Annotated in this window: 15 protein-coding genes; 9 read left to right on the top strand and 6 right to left on the bottom strand. The window is 62.4% G+C overall.

The annotated features are described in order from the left end of the window. Positions 1–4 precede the first annotated feature (4 nt). Genes HMPREF3088_RS04880 through HMPREF3088_RS04870 form a run of 4 tightly spaced genes read left to right on the top strand, consistent with a single transcriptional unit; the run spans position 5 to position 4,063 of the window. Positions 5–3,157 (top strand): type I restriction endonuclease subunit R, EcoR124 family, encoded by a 3,153-nt coding sequence (locus HMPREF3088_RS04880; RefSeq protein WP_070758689.1) that lies wholly within the window; start codon positions 5–7, stop codon positions 3,155–3,157. 60 nt (positions 3,158–3,217) lie between these two features. Then, positions 3,218–3,529, top strand: coding sequence for a recombinase family protein (locus HMPREF3088_RS04875; protein ID WP_246818057.1), 312 nt, complete (start codon positions 3,218–3,220; stop codon positions 3,527–3,529). A 27-nt stretch (positions 3,530–3,556) separates the two neighbouring features. Continuing rightward, positions 3,557–3,739 carry a helix-turn-helix domain-containing protein gene (locus HMPREF3088_RS10145; RefSeq protein WP_083317325.1) on the top strand — a complete coding sequence of 61 codons (183 nt, stop codon included), beginning with the start codon at positions 3,557–3,559 and terminating at the stop codon, positions 3,737–3,739. 57 nt (positions 3,740–3,796) lie between these two features. After that, complete coding sequence (locus HMPREF3088_RS04870; RefSeq protein WP_070758688.1) at positions 3,797–4,063, top strand: hypothetical protein; 267 nt, start codon at positions 3,797–3,799, stop codon at positions 4,061–4,063. On the opposite strand, the gene HMPREF3088_RS04865 is transcribed toward HMPREF3088_RS04870, so the two are convergent. Then, a complete protein-coding gene (locus HMPREF3088_RS04865; protein WP_070758687.1) occupies positions 4,060–4,362 on the bottom strand; it encodes a hypothetical protein in 303 nt (100 codons plus the stop codon). The two genes, HMPREF3088_RS04870 and HMPREF3088_RS04865, sit on opposite strands and share 4 nt — an antisense overlap. A gap of 714 nt (positions 4,363–5,076) precedes the next feature. On the opposite strand from HMPREF3088_RS04865, the gene HMPREF3088_RS04860 reads away from it, so the two are divergent. The 3 genes from HMPREF3088_RS04860 (at position 5,077) to HMPREF3088_RS04850 (ending at position 6,494) form a co-directional block, all read left to right on the top strand. Beyond that, entirely contained in the window at positions 5,077–5,469 is a 393-nt protein-coding gene (locus HMPREF3088_RS04860; RefSeq protein ID WP_141759429.1) for a hypothetical protein, read from the top strand. Between the two features lie 166 nt (positions 5,470–5,635). Continuing rightward, positions 5,636–6,025: a cupin domain-containing protein gene (locus HMPREF3088_RS04855; RefSeq protein WP_070758685.1), complete on the top strand. Its 390-nt coding sequence runs from the start codon at positions 5,636–5,638 to the stop codon at positions 6,023–6,025. Positions 6,026–6,071: 46 nt separating this feature from the next. Beyond that, complete coding sequence (locus tag HMPREF3088_RS04850; protein WP_070758684.1) at positions 6,072–6,494, top strand: pyridoxamine 5'-phosphate oxidase family protein; 423 nt, start codon at positions 6,072–6,074, stop codon at positions 6,492–6,494. 134 nt (positions 6,495–6,628) lie between these two features. On the opposite strand, the gene HMPREF3088_RS04845 is transcribed toward HMPREF3088_RS04850, so the two are convergent. From HMPREF3088_RS04845 to HMPREF3088_RS04835, 3 genes are all read right to left on the bottom strand, one after another. Further along, positions 6,629–7,876: an AI-2E family transporter gene (locus tag HMPREF3088_RS04845; RefSeq protein WP_070758683.1), complete on the bottom strand. Its 1,248-nt coding sequence runs from the start codon at positions 7,874–7,876 to the stop codon at positions 6,629–6,631. A 111-nt stretch (positions 7,877–7,987) separates the two neighbouring features. Next, on the bottom strand, positions 7,988–9,754 hold the full coding sequence (locus tag HMPREF3088_RS04840) for a metal ABC transporter solute-binding protein, Zn/Mn family (RefSeq protein ID WP_246818056.1): 1,767 nt from the start codon (positions 9,752–9,754) through the stop codon (positions 7,988–7,990). Further along, positions 9,751–10,560: a metal ABC transporter ATP-binding protein gene (locus HMPREF3088_RS04835; protein ID WP_012359778.1), complete on the bottom strand. Its 810-nt coding sequence runs from the start codon at positions 10,558–10,560 to the stop codon at positions 9,751–9,753. The genes HMPREF3088_RS04840 and HMPREF3088_RS04835 overlap by 4 nt, the downstream gene beginning before the upstream one ends. Before the next feature lie 180 nt (positions 10,561–10,740). Here HMPREF3088_RS04835 and HMPREF3088_RS04830 point away from each other — a divergent pair, with 180 nt between their 5' ends. Next, complete coding sequence (locus tag HMPREF3088_RS04830) at positions 10,741–11,586, top strand: S1 family peptidase (protein ID WP_246818055.1); 846 nt, start codon at positions 10,741–10,743, stop codon at positions 11,584–11,586. Positions 11,587–11,767: 181 nt separating this feature from the next. On the opposite strand, the gene HMPREF3088_RS04825 is transcribed toward HMPREF3088_RS04830, so the two are convergent. Next, positions 11,768–12,097: a chorismate mutase gene (locus HMPREF3088_RS04825; RefSeq protein WP_210398572.1), complete on the bottom strand. Its 330-nt coding sequence runs from the start codon at positions 12,095–12,097 to the stop codon at positions 11,768–11,770. 80 nt (positions 12,098–12,177) lie between these two features. On the opposite strand from HMPREF3088_RS04825, the gene HMPREF3088_RS04820 reads away from it, so the two are divergent. After that, positions 12,178–15,222 carry a UvrD-helicase domain-containing protein gene (locus HMPREF3088_RS04820; RefSeq protein ID WP_070758680.1) on the top strand — a complete coding sequence of 1,015 codons (3,045 nt, stop codon included), beginning with the start codon at positions 12,178–12,180 and terminating at the stop codon, positions 15,220–15,222. A 167-nt stretch (positions 15,223–15,389) separates the two neighbouring features. On the opposite strand, the gene HMPREF3088_RS04815 is transcribed toward HMPREF3088_RS04820, so the two are convergent. After that, a complete protein-coding gene (locus HMPREF3088_RS04815; protein ID WP_070758679.1) occupies positions 15,390–16,133 on the bottom strand; it encodes a M23 family metallopeptidase in 744 nt (247 codons plus the stop codon). Positions 16,134–16,655 lie beyond the last annotated feature (522 nt).

Raw genomic sequence — 16,655 nt, 5'->3', positions numbered from 1 at the left:
CACCATGACTACACCACTGACGTACACAGATGAGAATCGCTTTGAGGATGACGTTGTCGCCATGCTGCGCCGTCACGGCTGGGATGAGGTGCTTGACCGTCCCACTGAGCGCCAGCTCATCGACAACTGGGCGCAGATCCTCTACAACAACAACCGCGACCAGGACCGGCTCGGTGATGTGCCGCTGACATCGTCTGAGATGGACCAGATCATCGAGCAGATCACGGATCTACGCACACCGTTGCGTCTCAATGAGTTCATCAACGGCCGTAGCGTGGCTATTACCCGCGATGCACCTCAGGCGCACAACCTGGGCAAAGAAGTAAGCCTGAAAATCTACGACCGCCGCGAGATCGCAGGTGGGCAGTCCTATTATCAGATCGCACGGCAGCCGAGGTTCTCCACTGCAGCTCACAAGCTCATGCCGGAGCGGCGCGGCGACCTCATGTTGCTCATCAACGGCATGCCGGTGATCCACCTGGAACTCAAGCGCTCTGGCGTGCCTGTCTCGCAGGCGACGAACCAGATCATTAAATACGCCCACGAGGGTGTCTTCACTGGGCTGTTTTCGCTGGTGCAGATCTTCGTCGGCATGACGCCGAGTGAAACTCTGTACTTTGCTAACCCTGGTCCTGGGGGCAAGTTCAATCCTGATTTTTTCTTCAACTGGGCTGATTTCAACAACGAGCCGATCAACGAGTGGCCGACGGTTGTGACCTCGCTGCTGTCTATCCCGATGGCGCACCAGCTCATTGGCTTCTACACGGTGACAGACCGCGCAGCCGGTGCGCTCATGGTCATGCGTTCGTACCAGTACTTCGCTGCGCACCGCATTGCTGACCGAGTGGAAAGCCACGAGTGGGGTAGCGGTAACAGGGGCGGCTACATCTGGCACACCACCGGCTCTGGCAAGACCATCACCAGCTTCAAGACAGCGCAGTTGATCGCCGACTCCAAAAACGCCGACAAAGTGGTCTTCCTGCTTGACCGCGTGGAACTGGGCACGCAGTCGCTGGCGAACTATCGCAGCTATGGTGGCGACACCATCGACGTTGCAGACACCGCCAGCGCTGACGAGCTGCTTCGGCTGCTCACAAACGACACCTCGGTGTTGATCGTGACCTCGCTGCAGAAGTTCCACCACTTGCAGGCTGACACGCTGCGTGAGCCGGTGCTAAAGAAACTGCGTGATAAGCGTATCGTGTTCATCATTGACGAGGCACACCGCTCCACCTTCGGAGACATGCTGCTGGGTATCAAGACCACGCTGCCGGACGCGCTGCTCTTCGGCTTTACAGGCACGCCGATCCACGACGAGAACCAGAAGGTGCATTCCACCACGGCCACCATCTTCGGCGATGAGCTGCACCGCTATTCCATTGCCGACGGTATCCGTGACGGCAACGTGCTCGGTTTTGATCCTGAGATGGTCGAGACCTACCGCGCAAATGACGTGCGCACCTCTGTCGCGCTCGAACAGGCCAAGGCTGTCGATGAGCAGGACGCTTTTAGCGATCCACACAAGGAAAAGACCTTCCTGAAGTACATGGACAAGGCCCAGGTCCCGATGGCTGGTGTGCGCCACGAAGACGGCTCCTATGACAAGGGGATCGAGGACTTCGTTCCGATGTCGCAATACAATCAGCCAGAACACCGTGCTGCTGTCGCTTCTGACATCGCCGAGCACTGGGTGCATTTAAGCCGGAACAGTGCTTTTCATGCGATCTTGGCTACGCACTCCATCGTCGAGGCTATTGAGTATTTCCAAATTTTTCGCGATTCCTACCCGCACTTGAACGTCACGGCGTTGTTTGATGCCAACATCGACAACACAGGTGAGGCCCAACTCAGAAAAGAAGACGGACTACTTGAAATACTTGAGCATTACAACGCCAAGTTTGATCAGCACTTCACCATGACCACGCACGACGCCTTTAAGCGCGATATTGCTGCACGACTGGCACATAAGGCGCCATACAACACGCCGGCGTTTACGCACGACAAGCAGATTGACCTGCTCATCGTCGTCAAACAGATGCTCACTGGCTTCGACTCGAAGTGGCTGAACACGCTGTACCTGGACAAAGTCATCGATTATGAAAACATCATCCAGGCGTTCTCGCGTACCAACCGTGTCTTCGGCCCGGAAAAGCCCTTCGGTTCGATCCGCTACTACCGCAAGCCGTACACGATGCGACGCAACATCGACGATGCTGTCAAGCTGTACTCCGGTGATAAGCCCTTCGGGCTGTTCGTTGATCATCTTGACGAGCACTTGTTGCAGATCAACCAGTGCTTCACGACCATCACGCGACTCTTTGCCGGCATCGGCGACTTCTCTCGCTTGCCCGGCGATGAAGCCGACCGTCTTGAGTTCGCGAAGGTGCTGCCCGAACTCTACGAGCATCTCCAAGCAGCTCAGGTCCAGGGGTTTACCTGGGAGCAAGATACCTACGAGGTTGCCGACACCGAGATTGCCGTGGAACTGACCGAGCCGGTCTACATCGCGCTGCTGTCGCGTTATAAAGAGCTTGGCGGTGCAGAGGGTGAACCAGAGCCAGGCGGGGGAGACGGCGATGACCGCCCGCCGTACGACATCAACGTCCACATCACTCACATCGACACTGCGCGTATCGACGCTGACTACCTCAACGCGAAGTACACGAAGTACCTGCGTGCTATCGAGGCTGGTCTGCCGCAGGCTGAGCTCGATGAGCTGCTCTCAGACCTACACGCAGGCTTTGCGCGTCTCAGCGCCGATGACCAGGTCTTTGCTAACCGCTGGCTTCACGACATTCAATCGGGCGATGCTGACCTGGTGCCCGGCAAAACAGTGCAGGACTACATCAACGAGTACAAACTCTCGCAGCAAGACCGTGAGATCGCGCAGCTTGTGCGTGCTATTGGTGTTGATGCCGAGCTGCTGCGAATTATCCTCGCCGCGCACGTGGATGAGGCGCATATCAACGAATACGGCCGTTTCGATGACGTCATTAGTTCTGTTGATCTCGACGCTGCAACGCAGTACTTCTATCAATCGGCGGGAAGGAAACCATCGCGCTTTAAAGTCCACAGGGCCATCTACAAGCTGTTACGCGAGTACGTGCTGCATCACAACCTTCCAACAGACCTCCAAGAAGCAGCAGAGGAGGCATAACCATGCTTGTTGGTGTCGCGCGTGTGTGTCCACGTCGAGGCAGGGCAAAGTCTCGGCACCTTGCGTGAGGCGCTCATCGACGCCGGCTACGATCCAAACCACGCCTACGCGGAAACAATTTCCGGGACTAAGTGGCAACGCCCGGGACTTGACGACGCTCTGGCGTGCATGAGGCCTGATGGCACTCTCGTTGTGACCAGACTCCACCGCCTCGGTCGTGGCCTGGCTGAGACTGTGAATACGATCGCTGATCTGGCTAGGCGAGATATCAACTTCAAGGTGCTTGAGCCTGAGCTAGACACATCGCGTCTTGGCGACAAGGTGGTGATCAACGCCATGGCAAGCCTTGCTGAGTGGGAAGAGACCTACTGATCCAGCGCACCCGTGAGGGTGTGGAACATGCCCGAGCACAGGGCAGGGGGCGCCGGGTCAAGGCCGAAGCTCAGTAACGAACAGGCGCAAGCCGCCAAGGAGCTAACCGAAGGCGGTAATTCCGTCAGCGTCGTAGCTCGTACGTTCAACGTGTCCAGGCCAACGATTTATAGGGCCATCGAACGTATGGACACTCAAACCCAGCGCTAATCTGCGCCATTTGCATTAGGCTGGGGTGAATAGATGTATCGAAAGGAGTAATAGTCCATGGGGAGCCCAGTTTACGGCAAGGGATTCTTCGACGGCCGTACCACCGGCAGGCAACAAGGAGCTGTGGTTGCGATGATGGCGACAGCGGCCCTCTTGGAGGGCGGTCGTTATCTGAACCGGAAGTTCAAGGATTGGAAGCAACAGCGGGCCAAAGATGCCGAGAAACCGGGCACAGTGCCTTCAGAGGAGACCGAATCGGTCAAAGAGGAAATGATCGAAGAACCCCAGGAAGATTCCGTGCCCCCGAGCTCCGGCTCAGCCTAAAGCGGATCGCCGCAGCTTGCGCAGTACTCTTCGCCGTCTTCGTAGATCATTCCGCAGCAGTAGCTGGGGTAGCCGCTGTCCAGGTTATTTTCGACGTAGCAGTCGTGACAGACGACGTTAACTGGGTCTGGGCGGCCGTCGATCTGAAAGCCATCGATGTCATAAAGGTCACTTCGGTCACCGCGTGCCCCACAAACTCCGCAGATTTCGGTCTCTTCCTCGTAGGCTGCGTCAGTGGCTGAATCGTCGCGGACTTCCTCATCCTTGGATCCGAAAAGCCGACCGAAGATTCCCATCATGCTCCTTAACTTGAAAGGATTGTAAACTGAGCCTAGCACGGTTGGTTATAATCCATTGAGCGCTTCTGGAGGCAATTGTTCGAAGAATCTGAACAGTGTGTCCGACCTGCTGGATGGCAAGCCGCCCAAGGGAAAGTCGAAGAAGAAGCCCACGGCCGGGAGGCGGCACGAATGACAGCATCATTATGGGGACGAGCTGTCAGCCTTCCGGAAATAGAAGCTAATTAGTGATAGGTATTGCCGTTGCCGGTTTATTGAGTTACTGTATTCGAGGACGAAGAAGCATCTGATTTGTCGGCGCCTGACCCCCTTCTACATTTCATTTCTAGTGGGATCTGGTGATGTGCCAGCGTGCCTGTTAGAAGAGTAGGCTCAGCGACGTCGGCGATATACCTTGCGAAGTAAATTGCGCTCCTTCACCGGCGACACACAGGCCCCAGTTGCGCCAGCCCGCTGGATCATGATCGCCACTTTGGTGTGAATCTTCATGGGTACTTGTTTTTCATATCTTCTGATAGCCGCCCCCTGGTTCAATATCTCGTAATCTGAAATCCCGAGGATGTCCGGGCCGAATACTGTGGACGGGGTAAACGCGGCCGATTCCGAGCCGTAGCTGTCGGTGTTTTACTTCTGCGGCAGGAACAGCGGGTGCTGGTGAAGGGGGCTTCGTCACATCCCGGCACTGCTTCAGTGCTCGGCTGTTAACCTTTCACTATGGGCGCTAAAACAATTCTTGGATGGCTGCTTGCAGGAGCTGTGGGCATTCCAGCGCTCACGGTGCTGACGAGCTTCATTATCAATGATCCGAATGCGGCGTGGAGTGTTGTAGATGGGATCATCATTGCCGTGGGGGCGTCGCTGACAACAGTGTGGGTTGCTGTTCTGGGTGGGTACCTTTTCTTGCGGTCGCGCACGGAACCAGCGAGGGGCACCGTCTTGGCTTGGGCCGGGGTGGGGTGCGCGATGTTGCTCCTTGGGTTTGGTTCGACGGCTCTTTACGCATGGGAAGAAGTCGCGGCAGGGCAAGTGCTGCCCGTCATTAACCTCTTTATCTTGCTTATCCCGCTCGGCATCATCTCGGTAGCGGTTGCTTTTTCGCGGCCTTGACTGGGGCTCGTGGGCCTCTGTGCTACTCGCGAAAATAAGCCAGTGCACGCGTGGGGCGGTGCCGGAGTACGTAGGGAAGAGGCGGTTGCTCGCATCGGGGCGCACTGGAAACGGTGAGGGGGCCTTCGCCATACCTGGGGTGGCAATTATGTGGAAGCATGGGGCCATGAGCGCAAATAAAGACACCTCCACGAAGCAGCCCTACAATTCCGCTGGCGAAGGCTGGACGTACCTCACCCAGCTGGACGCAGCACACAGCCAGCCCCAGGGGGAGGGACGGGCCGTCCCCGAGGTTCGCATTCAGGAAAGGCTCGGACACGCGTCCATCGTCCGTATCAGCTTCCGCAAGGGCGACGTCATGGCGGATCACCACGCGCCAGCGCCGATCATGGTTCTCGGCCAAACCGGTGAGGTCGAGTTCGACGTGGGTGGCGAGACGCTGCTCATTAAGCCGGGCACCGCAATCTCTGTGGCGGCGAACGTCTCCCACGAGCTGCGGGCGGTCGACGGACCCGCCACGGTGACCTTGATGCTGATCACCGGACCCGAGGCTTAAAAACTCCGCCACGACACGAAAAGCAAAACAGTGCCAGAATGGAAGCATGGCTGATTTTGAGAACCCCATTGAGGTCCTGAAGGAAGACGAGGCCCTGGAGCTGATGGGCGACCAGCAGCTTGGCCGCCTGGTCGTTCGCATCAAGGATGACTTCGACATCTACCCGTTGAACTATGTGGTGAACGAGGGCAAGATCTACTTCCGCACCGCGGAGGGCTCCAAGCTCTTCACCGTGTCCATCAACGATCGGGTGCTTTTCGAAGCCGATGATCACACCGAGGACAAGGCATGGTCCGTCATCGTGAAGGGACGCGCTCGCATCCTGGAGAGGACCGACGAGATTCAGCAGGCCGACGAGCTGCCGCTGAAGCCGTGGCTGCCGACCCTGAAGTACAACTACGTGGAGATCACCCCAGAGGAAATCTCCGGCCGGCGCTTCCAGCTCGGCGAGGAGCCGGAGCGCTACTAGCTCCAGCAAAAGTCCCCCATTCCGGTGAGTGCCAGCACTTACCGGAATGGGGGATTTTCTGTGTCCAGCTGGGCATTGGGGAAGCCTGCTAGTTGGAGGTGGAGGAGCGCGCCGGTGGTGAAGGGGAGAGGGCGCTAGTCGCGGAGCTCGGAGGTGTTAGCTGGAGCTGTGGCCTCGGCGTCCGACTCTGCATCGGCAGCTGCCGACTCCGCAGAGGCATTCTCCTCCTTGGGGTCGGTCAGCCCCCTCGTGGTCCCCGGTTTCCGCAGCTCATAGGCCTCGCCGAGCGCGGGGAACATGTCATTGCCGCGCAGATAGCGCACCACCGAGTTCACCAGTGCCGCCACCGGCACCGCGAAGACCGCGCCCGCCAGGCCGAAGAGGTACGTGCCCGCGGCCACCACCACGATCACCGCCAGCGGGTGCAGCGCCACCGCGTGCCCCATCAGGAAGGGCTGCAGCACGTGCGTCTCGATCTGGTGCACCGCCGTCACGATGATCACCATGACGATTGCGGTGAACACGCCCTGGTCCACCAGGCCGATCAGCGCCGGCACTGCGCCGGAGATCAGCGCGCCCACGATCGGGACGAAGGAGGCGATGAAGACCAGCACTGAAATCGGAATCGCGAACGGCACCTTCATCACCCAGCAGCCAATACCCACCGAGACCGCATTCAACGCTGCGACCAGCACCTGGACGTGGGCGAACGTCCCCAGCGAGACCCAACCGCGGCGGAAAGCCTCATCCATCGGCACCTGGGAGGCCCGGGGAGCCAGGGACACCAGCCACAACCAGATGCGCCGGCCCTCGTAGAGGAAGAAGAACAGGGTGATCAGGAAGATCAGCAGCGCGGCCCCCGAGTTCACCGCCGTCGTGCCCGTGCGCACCGCGCCGTCAGCGATGGTCTTGGAGTTCTCGGATAGCGCGCCCTGCACGTGGTGGACCATGTCGGAGAGCTTCGCCTGGGTGAGCTTGAAGGGGCCGTTCTCCAGCCAATCAACGATCTGATTCACGCCCTCCCGGGCGGAATCCCGCATCGCGGGCACCCCAGAGATCAGCTGGGTCGTGAACAGCGTTATGCCCGCCGAGATGAGCCCGATCAGCCCCAGAACCGTCAGTAAAGACGCCAGGGAGCGGGGGAGGCGCAACTTGACGTCGAGAAAATTAACGATCGGGGTGAGCATCGCGGAAAACAGCACCGCGATGGCCAGCGGCGCCACAACCACCGCGAGCTTCTCCACCAACCGGGCGCCGACGATCGCCCCGCCCGCGATCAGTAGCAGGCATGCGCTCCACCAGGCGGCGAGCACCAGCCCGTACGGCAGGTGAGCGCGAGAGGGCAGAATCCGCTGCCTCTGCTCGGAGATAGTTTCAGCCATGCATCAAATAATAAGCCCGCGGGCGGCCCGCCACCCACCCTGCTGCAAGAAAAGCAGGGGGGGAATGCGACCGGGGAAGCCCAACGCATGTGGGCCTCGCGCATTCGCGTTTTAGCGCTTCAGCCCCGCGATCATGGTTTTCAAGTTGCTGCGCAGGAAATCCTCGTAGGTCCCGGCGACCGTGCCCGGCTTGCCGAGCTCATCGGAGTGCAGTGGCTCGTCGAAGATCGGAATCCCGGCCTCCTTCGAGACGGTCTTCATGGGGCGCGTATCCACGTTCGACTCCACGAACAGGTGCTTCGGGCGCTTGTCCTTCAGCTGGCGCACGAGGTGTCCGATCTGCGCGGGGGAGCCGTTTTCATCCGTGTCGATCTGCCAGATATACAGCTGCTCCATGCCGTAGGTGTCGACCATGTATTGGAAGGCATGTTCACTGGCCACGAGCACACGATCCTCCTTCGGCAGCGCACCGATCTGCTCGCGGTAGTCGGCGTCGATGCTCTCCAGCATGGCCTTGTACTCCGCCCCCTTCTCCTCGATGTGCTCGGCACGCTCGGGCAGGGCCTCGGCCAGCGCCGCGGTCACGTTCTCGGCCATCGCGATGCCGACGGTCGGATCCAGGAAGGCGTGCGGGTTGATCTCCTGATTGCCCTTTTCGTCCTTGAGGTACTTCGGTTCCACGCCCTTGGTGGTCTCGACCATCTGGGAATCGTCCAGGCCCGCGGTGTTCTTCAGTTTCGCGAGCCAGCCGTGCTCACCGCCCTCGAGGTTCAGCCCGTTGTAGAACAGCAGGTCGGCGTCGCTCGTCGCATCCAGGTCCGCGGGCAGGGGGTCGTAGTCGTGCGGGTCCGTGCCGGTCGGCACGAGGTTATGGACGTTCACCGCCTCGCCGCCGATCTCCTCCACCAGGTCTGCCAGCAGCGTGAAGGTGGTGACGACGTTCAGCTGCTCACCGTCTGCCTTCTCCTCCGTCGAGAAGGTCACGGCCCCGAACACGAGGGCACCGCCCACCAGGAGGGCCAACAGCGCGGCCAGTGGCTTATTGCCCAGCGAGCGAGCAATCAGTCCCTTGCCTGGCGCGAAGAGGAAAGCCAGCAGGAACAGCGCGCTGGCGGTCAGCACGATCGTCACGCCGGAGGACACGTTGTAGCTATAGCTCAGGAACAGCCCCACTACGGAGCTGAGAGCCGAGATCGCCACTGAAAGCCCGATCATCACTCCCAGCCGGTTCGTCAGCAGGTACGCCGCCGACGCCGGAGTGATCAGCAGGGAGACCACCAGGATCACGCCCACCGTCTGCAGGGAAATGACCGTCACCAGCGTGAGCACCACCATCAGCCCGTAGTGGATTGCCCGCACGGGCACGCCAGCCGACTGCGCCATGACGGGGTCGAAGGTGCTGAGCTTGAGCTCCTTGTAAAAGACCAGCGTGAGAATCAGCACGGCAGCGGCAATACCGATCGAGAGGTTGCGGTCGGTGTCCTGAACGGTCAGGACGTTGCCGAAGAGGATCTCCGTCAGATCCGTCGCCGTCTGCGCTTTCGCCATGAGCAGCACGCCGATCGCGAAGAAGGTGGAAAAGACGATGCCGATCGCCGAATCATTCTTCACCGTGGAGCGTTCGCTGATCAGCCCGATCGCCAGTGTGGCGAGTAGGCCCGCGACCACCGCCCCGAGGAAGAGGTTCGTGCCGAGCAGGTAGGAGGCCGCGACCCCCGGTAATACGGCGTGCGAGATGGCATCACCGATCAGGGCCATGCCGCGCAGCACGATGAAGCTGCCGACGATGCCGCAGGCCACGCCCACGATCACCGAGGTGATCAGCGCTTTTTGCAGGTAGCCGTGGCTGAGTAGTGAGTCGAGGAACTCCGCGATCATGCTGTCTCCTCCTGAAGAGCTGCCTGCCGTGGCGTGGGGTGGGCTGGTGCTGACGGCTCGCGGATGACGAGCGCGCCGAAGGCCTTCTGCAGCACGTCGGGGACGAAGACCTCCTCGGTGGGACCCGCTGCGACGAGCTCGCCGTTGAGGACGATGAGGTCGTCGTAGTAGTCGCGCACCGTGTTCATGTCGTGGTGCACGACGACGACGTGCTTGCCCGCGTCCGCCATCTGCCGCAGCAGGGTCACGATCGTCTTCTCACTGGGGACGTCGATGCCGACGAAGGGCTCGTCCAGGAAGATGTACTCCGCGTCCTGGACAATGGCGCGGGCAAAGAGGACGCGCTGGAACTGTCCGCCCGAGAGTTCGCTGATGTGGCGGTGGCGGAAGTCCCACATGTCGACGTCCTTGAGAGCCTGGGTGGCTGCTTCGCGTTCGGTCTTGCCGGGGCGGTGGAAGAGCCCCAGGCGCGGGTAAGTGCCCATCAGGACGGTGTCGAAGACGCTGGTGGGGAAGTTGCGGTCGAGGTCAGAGCGCTGCTCGATATACGCGATTGCGCGGCGCTGCTCGGCGGGGGCCTTGCCGTCGAGGGTGACGGGGTAGTCGGCAGGGGTGCCGGTGGTGCTTGTGCCGTGGACGTTGTGTTTGTCCAGGATCTGAAGCATCGCCTTCATGAGGGTGGATTTGCCCGAGCCATTGGGGCCGATGATGCCGTGCATGCCGGGGGAGTCGAGGGTGAAGCTGATGTTCCGAATCGCGGTGTTCGCGCCGTAGCTCACGCTCAAGTTCTGGACGCTAATACTCATGACAGCCAAGAATAGTGTTCAGTTCAATGAATCACCAAGTTCAATGTATTGAACTTTGGGGTGGGGTGGTGTTGGGGGGGGTAGCGCCAGGACCGCCATGCGCGTTGGCGTAGGCGGTGTCTGGTGCGGGCGCTATGGTTAGAGGGAATCGAGCCCCACCTGTCACATAAGGAACACGCCATGCAGCGCACCAGCCGGACCCATGCCCGCCACCACCGCACCCTGCGCGGGCGCATCCTGCGAGGTGCCGCGGGCCTGCTCGCCAGCCTCGGCATCGCTGCCGGGCTGGGTGTCGGTGCGGCCGGGCAGGCGGCGGCCAACCCGATGGGCTCCCTCGACGCAGCGCTCACGGCCACCGGCCAGCCAGGCCCACACCGCGTGCCGGGGCACTACTTCACCTCGCCCACCGCGCCGGCTGCCCAGCAGCGCATCAAGCCTCGCGCTCTGCTGGGGCCATCCACCCCGATCATGGTGGGCGACAGCATCTGCACCCTCTCGGTGGCGGGCATTGATGCTGCGGGCAACAAGGTGGGAATCACGGCCGCTCACTGTGGCGTGCCGGGCAGCCCGGTGCGTTCCCTCGACGCTCCCGAGGCCGGTGTGATCGGCAAGGTCGTGAAGTTCGGCAACCTGGACTATTCCGTCATCCGCCTTCGCCCCGACGTTCAGCTGACCCGGAACTACGGCCGCGTCGCGCTGAACCGAATCGGTGGCCCGGTGCCTGGCGTGCCAAACGCGGCCTGCAAGACCGGTGTGGCCACCGGTACCAAGTGCGGTCCGGTGCTGGGGCAACTCGGCCAGACCTTCGTGAGCCACATCTGCGCATCCCTCGGGGACTCCGGAGCACCCGTCTACGCGGGCGGCCGCCTGGTCGGCATCCTCAACGGCGGCTTCCAGCCGCTGCCGAGCTGCACCACCCCGCTGCAGGGCCCGCTGCACTCCCCAGCGGTGTCCACCACCTGGGATGCCATCGCGGCGGACATGAACGCGCTCGGCGGTTCGGGTGCGGGCTTCCGCCTGCCCTAACGGATAGCGTTAGCGGAAGACGCTAGTGCACAGCACTGGCGTGCCGACGCACAGCAACGTCCCTGACACCCAAGCGCGAGGGCAGAACCCTCGGTCATAAAGCTGCCCCCGACGACGCATCGTCGGGGGCAGCTGCGCGTTGGGGTAGGGTGCGCAGGGGCCTCAGGGAGTGAAGGCGGGGCTAGCCCAGCCGACCACGGCCAAGCTGCAGCAGCGCCTTGGCGATCTCCACGCCCTCGGAGCCGAACTCCTCGCGGAACTGGTTAATAATCGCAACCTCACGGGTGTAGACCAGGCGGGTACCGCCGGAGCCCAGGCGGGTCTTGCCGATGGCCTTCGAGACGGCGGAGCGGCGGTGGATCGCATCAATGATCGTCCGGTCCATCCGGTTGATCTCCTGGCGATACTTCTGAATCTCCTCATCGGAGAGCGGATCATCGGTACCGGAGGGCATGCGCACCTCGAAGTCCTTAGCCGGAGCCTCCGGCCCATCCCCGATGCCGGGGTTCATCGCTGCGCCATCTTCGCTAGTCATAGCTTTGATTGTACGTCGCGCAGCCGTGTCTGGGGCATCTACTAGCCTGGTAGACGATGAACACTCCTGATGAGCAAGACAGCCTCTTTCCCATGACCCCTGGTGCCGCACGTCCGGCGGGCCAGGCGGCCAGCCACGCCGGCGAGCAGCCAGCCACCGGTGCGAGCGGACCGGAGGCAGAACAGGCCGAGGAACTGCCGCTGCCAGAGCCGGAGTTCGACCCTGAGTTCGACCCTGGGTTTGATGCGGCCCCGCCCCCGGAGGACGCCCCACCCGCGGGCTACGAGGAGCTGGTCGCGCTCATGAACGAGGCCACGGCCCAGCCGGGTGCGCAGGGCGAGCACGCCCCCGCGCAGCCGACGGAGAGTCAGTCGCAGGGGCAGCGCCAGCCACGTCAGGGAGCGCAGCACGCCGGGGACGTCGACGACTTCCTGGGAACTGCAAGCAGCGGGAACCGACGTCCTGACACAACCGCGGTGAGCCCCTTCGACCGACGCCACGCGCCGGACAACCGCGAGCAACTGCTGGCCGGGCTCAACCCGCAGCAGAAGGAAGCCGTGCAGCACACCGGCAGCCCGCTGCTCATCGTCGCGGGCGCGGGATCAGGGAAGACCAGCGTGCTGACCCGCCGCATCGCCTGGCTGCTGTCCACCGGTGTTGCGCCCTGGCAGATCCTCGCGATCACCTTCACCAATAAGGCCGCGGCGGAGATGCGCGAGCGTGTCGCCGACCTCGTTGGCCCCGCCGCCGAGCGGATGTGGGTCTCCACCTTCCACTCCATGTGCGTGCGCATCCTGCGCAGCAACGCTCACCTCGTGGCGGGGCTGAATACCAACTTCACGATCTACGACTCGGATGACTCCAAGCGCCTGATCACCATGGTCATCAAGGACCACAACCTGGACGTCAAGGAATTCGCGCCCCGCGGTGTGCTGTCCACGATCAGCAACTGGAAGAACGAGCTCGTCGGGCCTAGTACTGCGAAGGCTGAGGCGGACGCGGACAGCAACTTCCACAAGCAGACCGTCGCCTCCCTGTACGCGGATTACCAAAAGCGCCTCCGGGCGGCGAACGCCGTGGACTTCGACGACCTGATCGGCGAGGTCGTCGGCATCCTGCGCAACAACCCGCAGGTCGCGGAGCATTACCGCCGCCGCTTCCGCCACGTCCTCGTCGATGAGTACCAGGACACCAACCACGCGCAATACGTGCTGGTCTCCACCCTGGTCGGCGAAGAGGGCAGCGGGGGCGGTGAGCTCGCCGTGGTGGGTGATGCGGACCAGTCCATCTACGCCTTCCGCGGCGCGACGATCCGCAATATCGAGGAATTCGAGCGCGACTACCCGAACGCCCACACCATCCTTCTGGAGCAGAACTACCGCTCTACGCAGACCATCCTCTCCGCGGCGAACGCCGTGATCGACCGCAACACCGAGCGGCGACCCAAGAAGCTGTGGACCGACCTCGGCCAGGGCGAGAAGATCGCCGGTTACGTGGCGGATAACGAGCACGACGAGGCCCGCTTCATCGCAGGCGAGATCGACCGGCTCGTCGACGAGGGCGTGGCCTACGGGGATATCTCCATCATGTACCGCACCAACAACGCCTCCCGCGCGCTGGAGGACGTGCTCATGCGCTCCGGGCTGCCGTACAAGGTCGTGGGTGGCACCCGCTTCTACGAGCGCAAGGAGATCCGCGACATCGTGTCCTACCTCAAGGTGCTCGATAACCCGGAGGACACGGTCGCGCTGCGCCGCATCATCAACACCCCGCGGCGAGGCATCGGCGATCGGGCGCTTGCGCAGGTCACCGTCCACGCTGAAGCGCAGGGGGTGAGCTTCGCGCAGGGGCTGCGGGATGCCGCTGAGGACAAGGTCGCCCGGCTCGGTGGGCGCGGTCGCAACGCCATCGCGGGTTTCCTCAGCATGATGGAGAACTTGCGGAAAACGGTCGAGGATGCGGAATTGCGCGCCTCCGACGGCAGCCCGCTGGGCCTGCCGGACCTGGGCGCGATCATCGCCGCCATCGTGGAGCAGAGCGGCTACCGGGCCGAGCTGGAGAAGTCCAATGACCCGCAGGACCAGACCCGGTTGGATAACGTCAACGAGCTGATCAGCGTGGGCCACGAGTTCAGCCAGGAGGCTGCCCACCAGAAGGCCTACGAGGAGATGCCCGCAGGCAAGGCGGTGCAGCCCGAGGTGCAGCTCAAGCAGGACGTCGCCGACGCGATGCTCGACGAGGGCGAAGCCCCGCTGGGCAGCGTGCAGGCCTTCCTGGAGCGGGTCAGCCTGGTCGCCGACGCCGACCAGATCCCGGAAGAAGGCGCTGGCCAGATCACGCTGATGACCCTGCACACCGCCAAGGGGCTGGAGTTCCCGGTGGTTTTCCTCACCGGCTGGGAGGACGGCCAGTTCCCGCACATGCGTGCGCTCAGCGACCCGACGGAGCTCGCCGAGGAACGCCGCCTGGCGTACGTGGGCATTACCCGTGCGAAGGAAAAGCTCTACATCTGCCGCGCGATCACCCGCTCCGGCTGGGGCGCGCCCGTGAATAACCCGCCCTCGCGCTTCCTCTCCGAGGTGCCCGAGGAACTGGTGGAGTGGCTCCGCGAGGAACCGGACTGGGCGGGATCCTGGGGCAGCGGTGGTTATGCCGATGGCTCCAGCTTCGGCGGTGGCTCTGGTTACTCGGGAGGCTGGGGCCGCTCCGGGGGCTGGGGCTCGGGTGGTTCTGGTGGCTACGGCAGCCGGAGTGGCGGTTTCGACGGCGGGCGTACCTTCGGCGCGGGCCGTGCAGGTTCCGGATTTAGCTCTGCAGGAAGTGGCTCTGGTGGCGCGTCCGGCGGCAACTCCACCGGCTTCCGGCCGGGCAAGCCTGCGGGTAAGGGTGCGGCTGCGAAGGGCAAAAAGAAGGCCACAGACCGCAGCGGCAAGCCCCTGGAGCTGGCCGTGGGCGATCGCGTCAACCACGATAAGTACGGCCTGGGCACCGTTAAGAGCGTCGACGGTGCGGGCAGCCACACCACCGTCATGATCGACTTCGGCAGTCGCGGCACCGTGCGCCTCATGCTCTTTGGTGGCGTGCCGATGGAGAAGCTCTAGGGGAGGGGTGGCGCCACCCCTAGGGTCGTGCTCTATAGCAGCCCCAGAGCGGTCTTCTAACTAACCCAGAGCGGTCGCTCTAACAAGCCCAGAGGGGTCGTATAACAAGAAGAAAAGCTCCCGACCCCGTGTGCAGCAGGGTGGGAGCTATTCGCGTCAGCGTCGAGCTAGATCTCGATGCCCAGGTCACGCAGCCACGGCACCGGGTCGATCGGGCCGGAGCCGTTCGGGTGAATCTCGAAGTGCAGGTGTGGTCCGGTGGAGAAGCCCTCGTTGCCCATGCCGGCGATCTTCTGGCCAGCGGTCACGCGGTCACCGACGGAGACGTCGATGGTGGCGATGTGGCCGTAGACGGTGATGTCACCGTTGTCGTGCTTGACGCGCACCCAGTTGCCGAAACCGGAAGCCGGACCAGCGTCGATGACGGTGCCGTCCTTGACTGCGCGGATCGCGGTGCCGATGGCGTTCGCGATGTCCACGCCGTTGTGGTTGGTGCCCCAGCGAGCGCCGAAACCAGAGGTGAAGGAGCCCTCGGCAGGCTTAGCCGCCTGCGGGGCGCGGGATGCGGCATCAGCGGCAGCGCGCTGCTTGGCGAACTCCAGAGCGGAGGAGAGCTGTGCGGACAGGTCCGCGGTGGTCTCCTGCAGCTGCGGGACCTCGAGGATGCGCGGGGCGTCAGCCGCGGAGCTGCCCCCGGCCTCCTGGGCCAGGAAAGAGGAGTCGGTGGCCAGCTCGATGGAGCCATCGGCTGGGGTAGCGGAGTTTGCCTGCTGAGCGCCAGCAGTAGCGCCTGCGGCGCCAGCCGTGGAGACGGCACCCGTTGCAACGGCGACCAATGCGAGACGGCGCTTGGCGCTGTTATCTACCTTGCGGTGCTGGCCAACGCGCCGGGTGCTGGAGGTCTTCTGCACGTTCCTTGCCCTTTCAAGCTTTGGAGACTGTGATCTACTCGCTGGTTTTCGTAACCAGATCGTTATGAACGAGAGTTACTCTATTGTTTCCTTCCGTATCTTTCAACCAATATTGCGGGAATATAACAATAAGTGAACGCTGTGACTGGTGTGGCGGGCGGGGTCATGACTGAGGGGTGCCTCAAAACTGCAGTTCAGGGCACATTTTCCTCGGGTTAATGTGGCGCTTTTTATCCCTGCGCCGGCGAAACACACCCGAAAGGGTGGGTAAAGTCACACTTTTCGCGCCTGCGTTCCCAGGCCTTGCCCCCTCTCTGGTGCCGACCAGGGAAGTAGTCACGCATGGCTCACCCCGTCTTCGCCCGGAAACGCCGGAAAGCGCAGTGAATGTCACAGTGCGGTCAGGGGCAGGCACAATAGACACTGTGAGTAGACAAGCCGACAACCCCCGTTCCAGACCGCGCCGCAGTGCCGCCCGCCAGGCGGGACGCCGCCCGGCCGGCCCCCACCGGCGCCCGCCGG

Source organism: Corynebacterium sp. HMSC22B11 (genome assembly GCF_001815965.1).
In the GTDB taxonomy this organism is placed as follows: domain Bacteria; phylum Actinomycetota; class Actinomycetes; order Mycobacteriales; family Mycobacteriaceae; genus Corynebacterium.
This window is presented reverse-complemented; position numbering and strand designations above follow the sequence as displayed.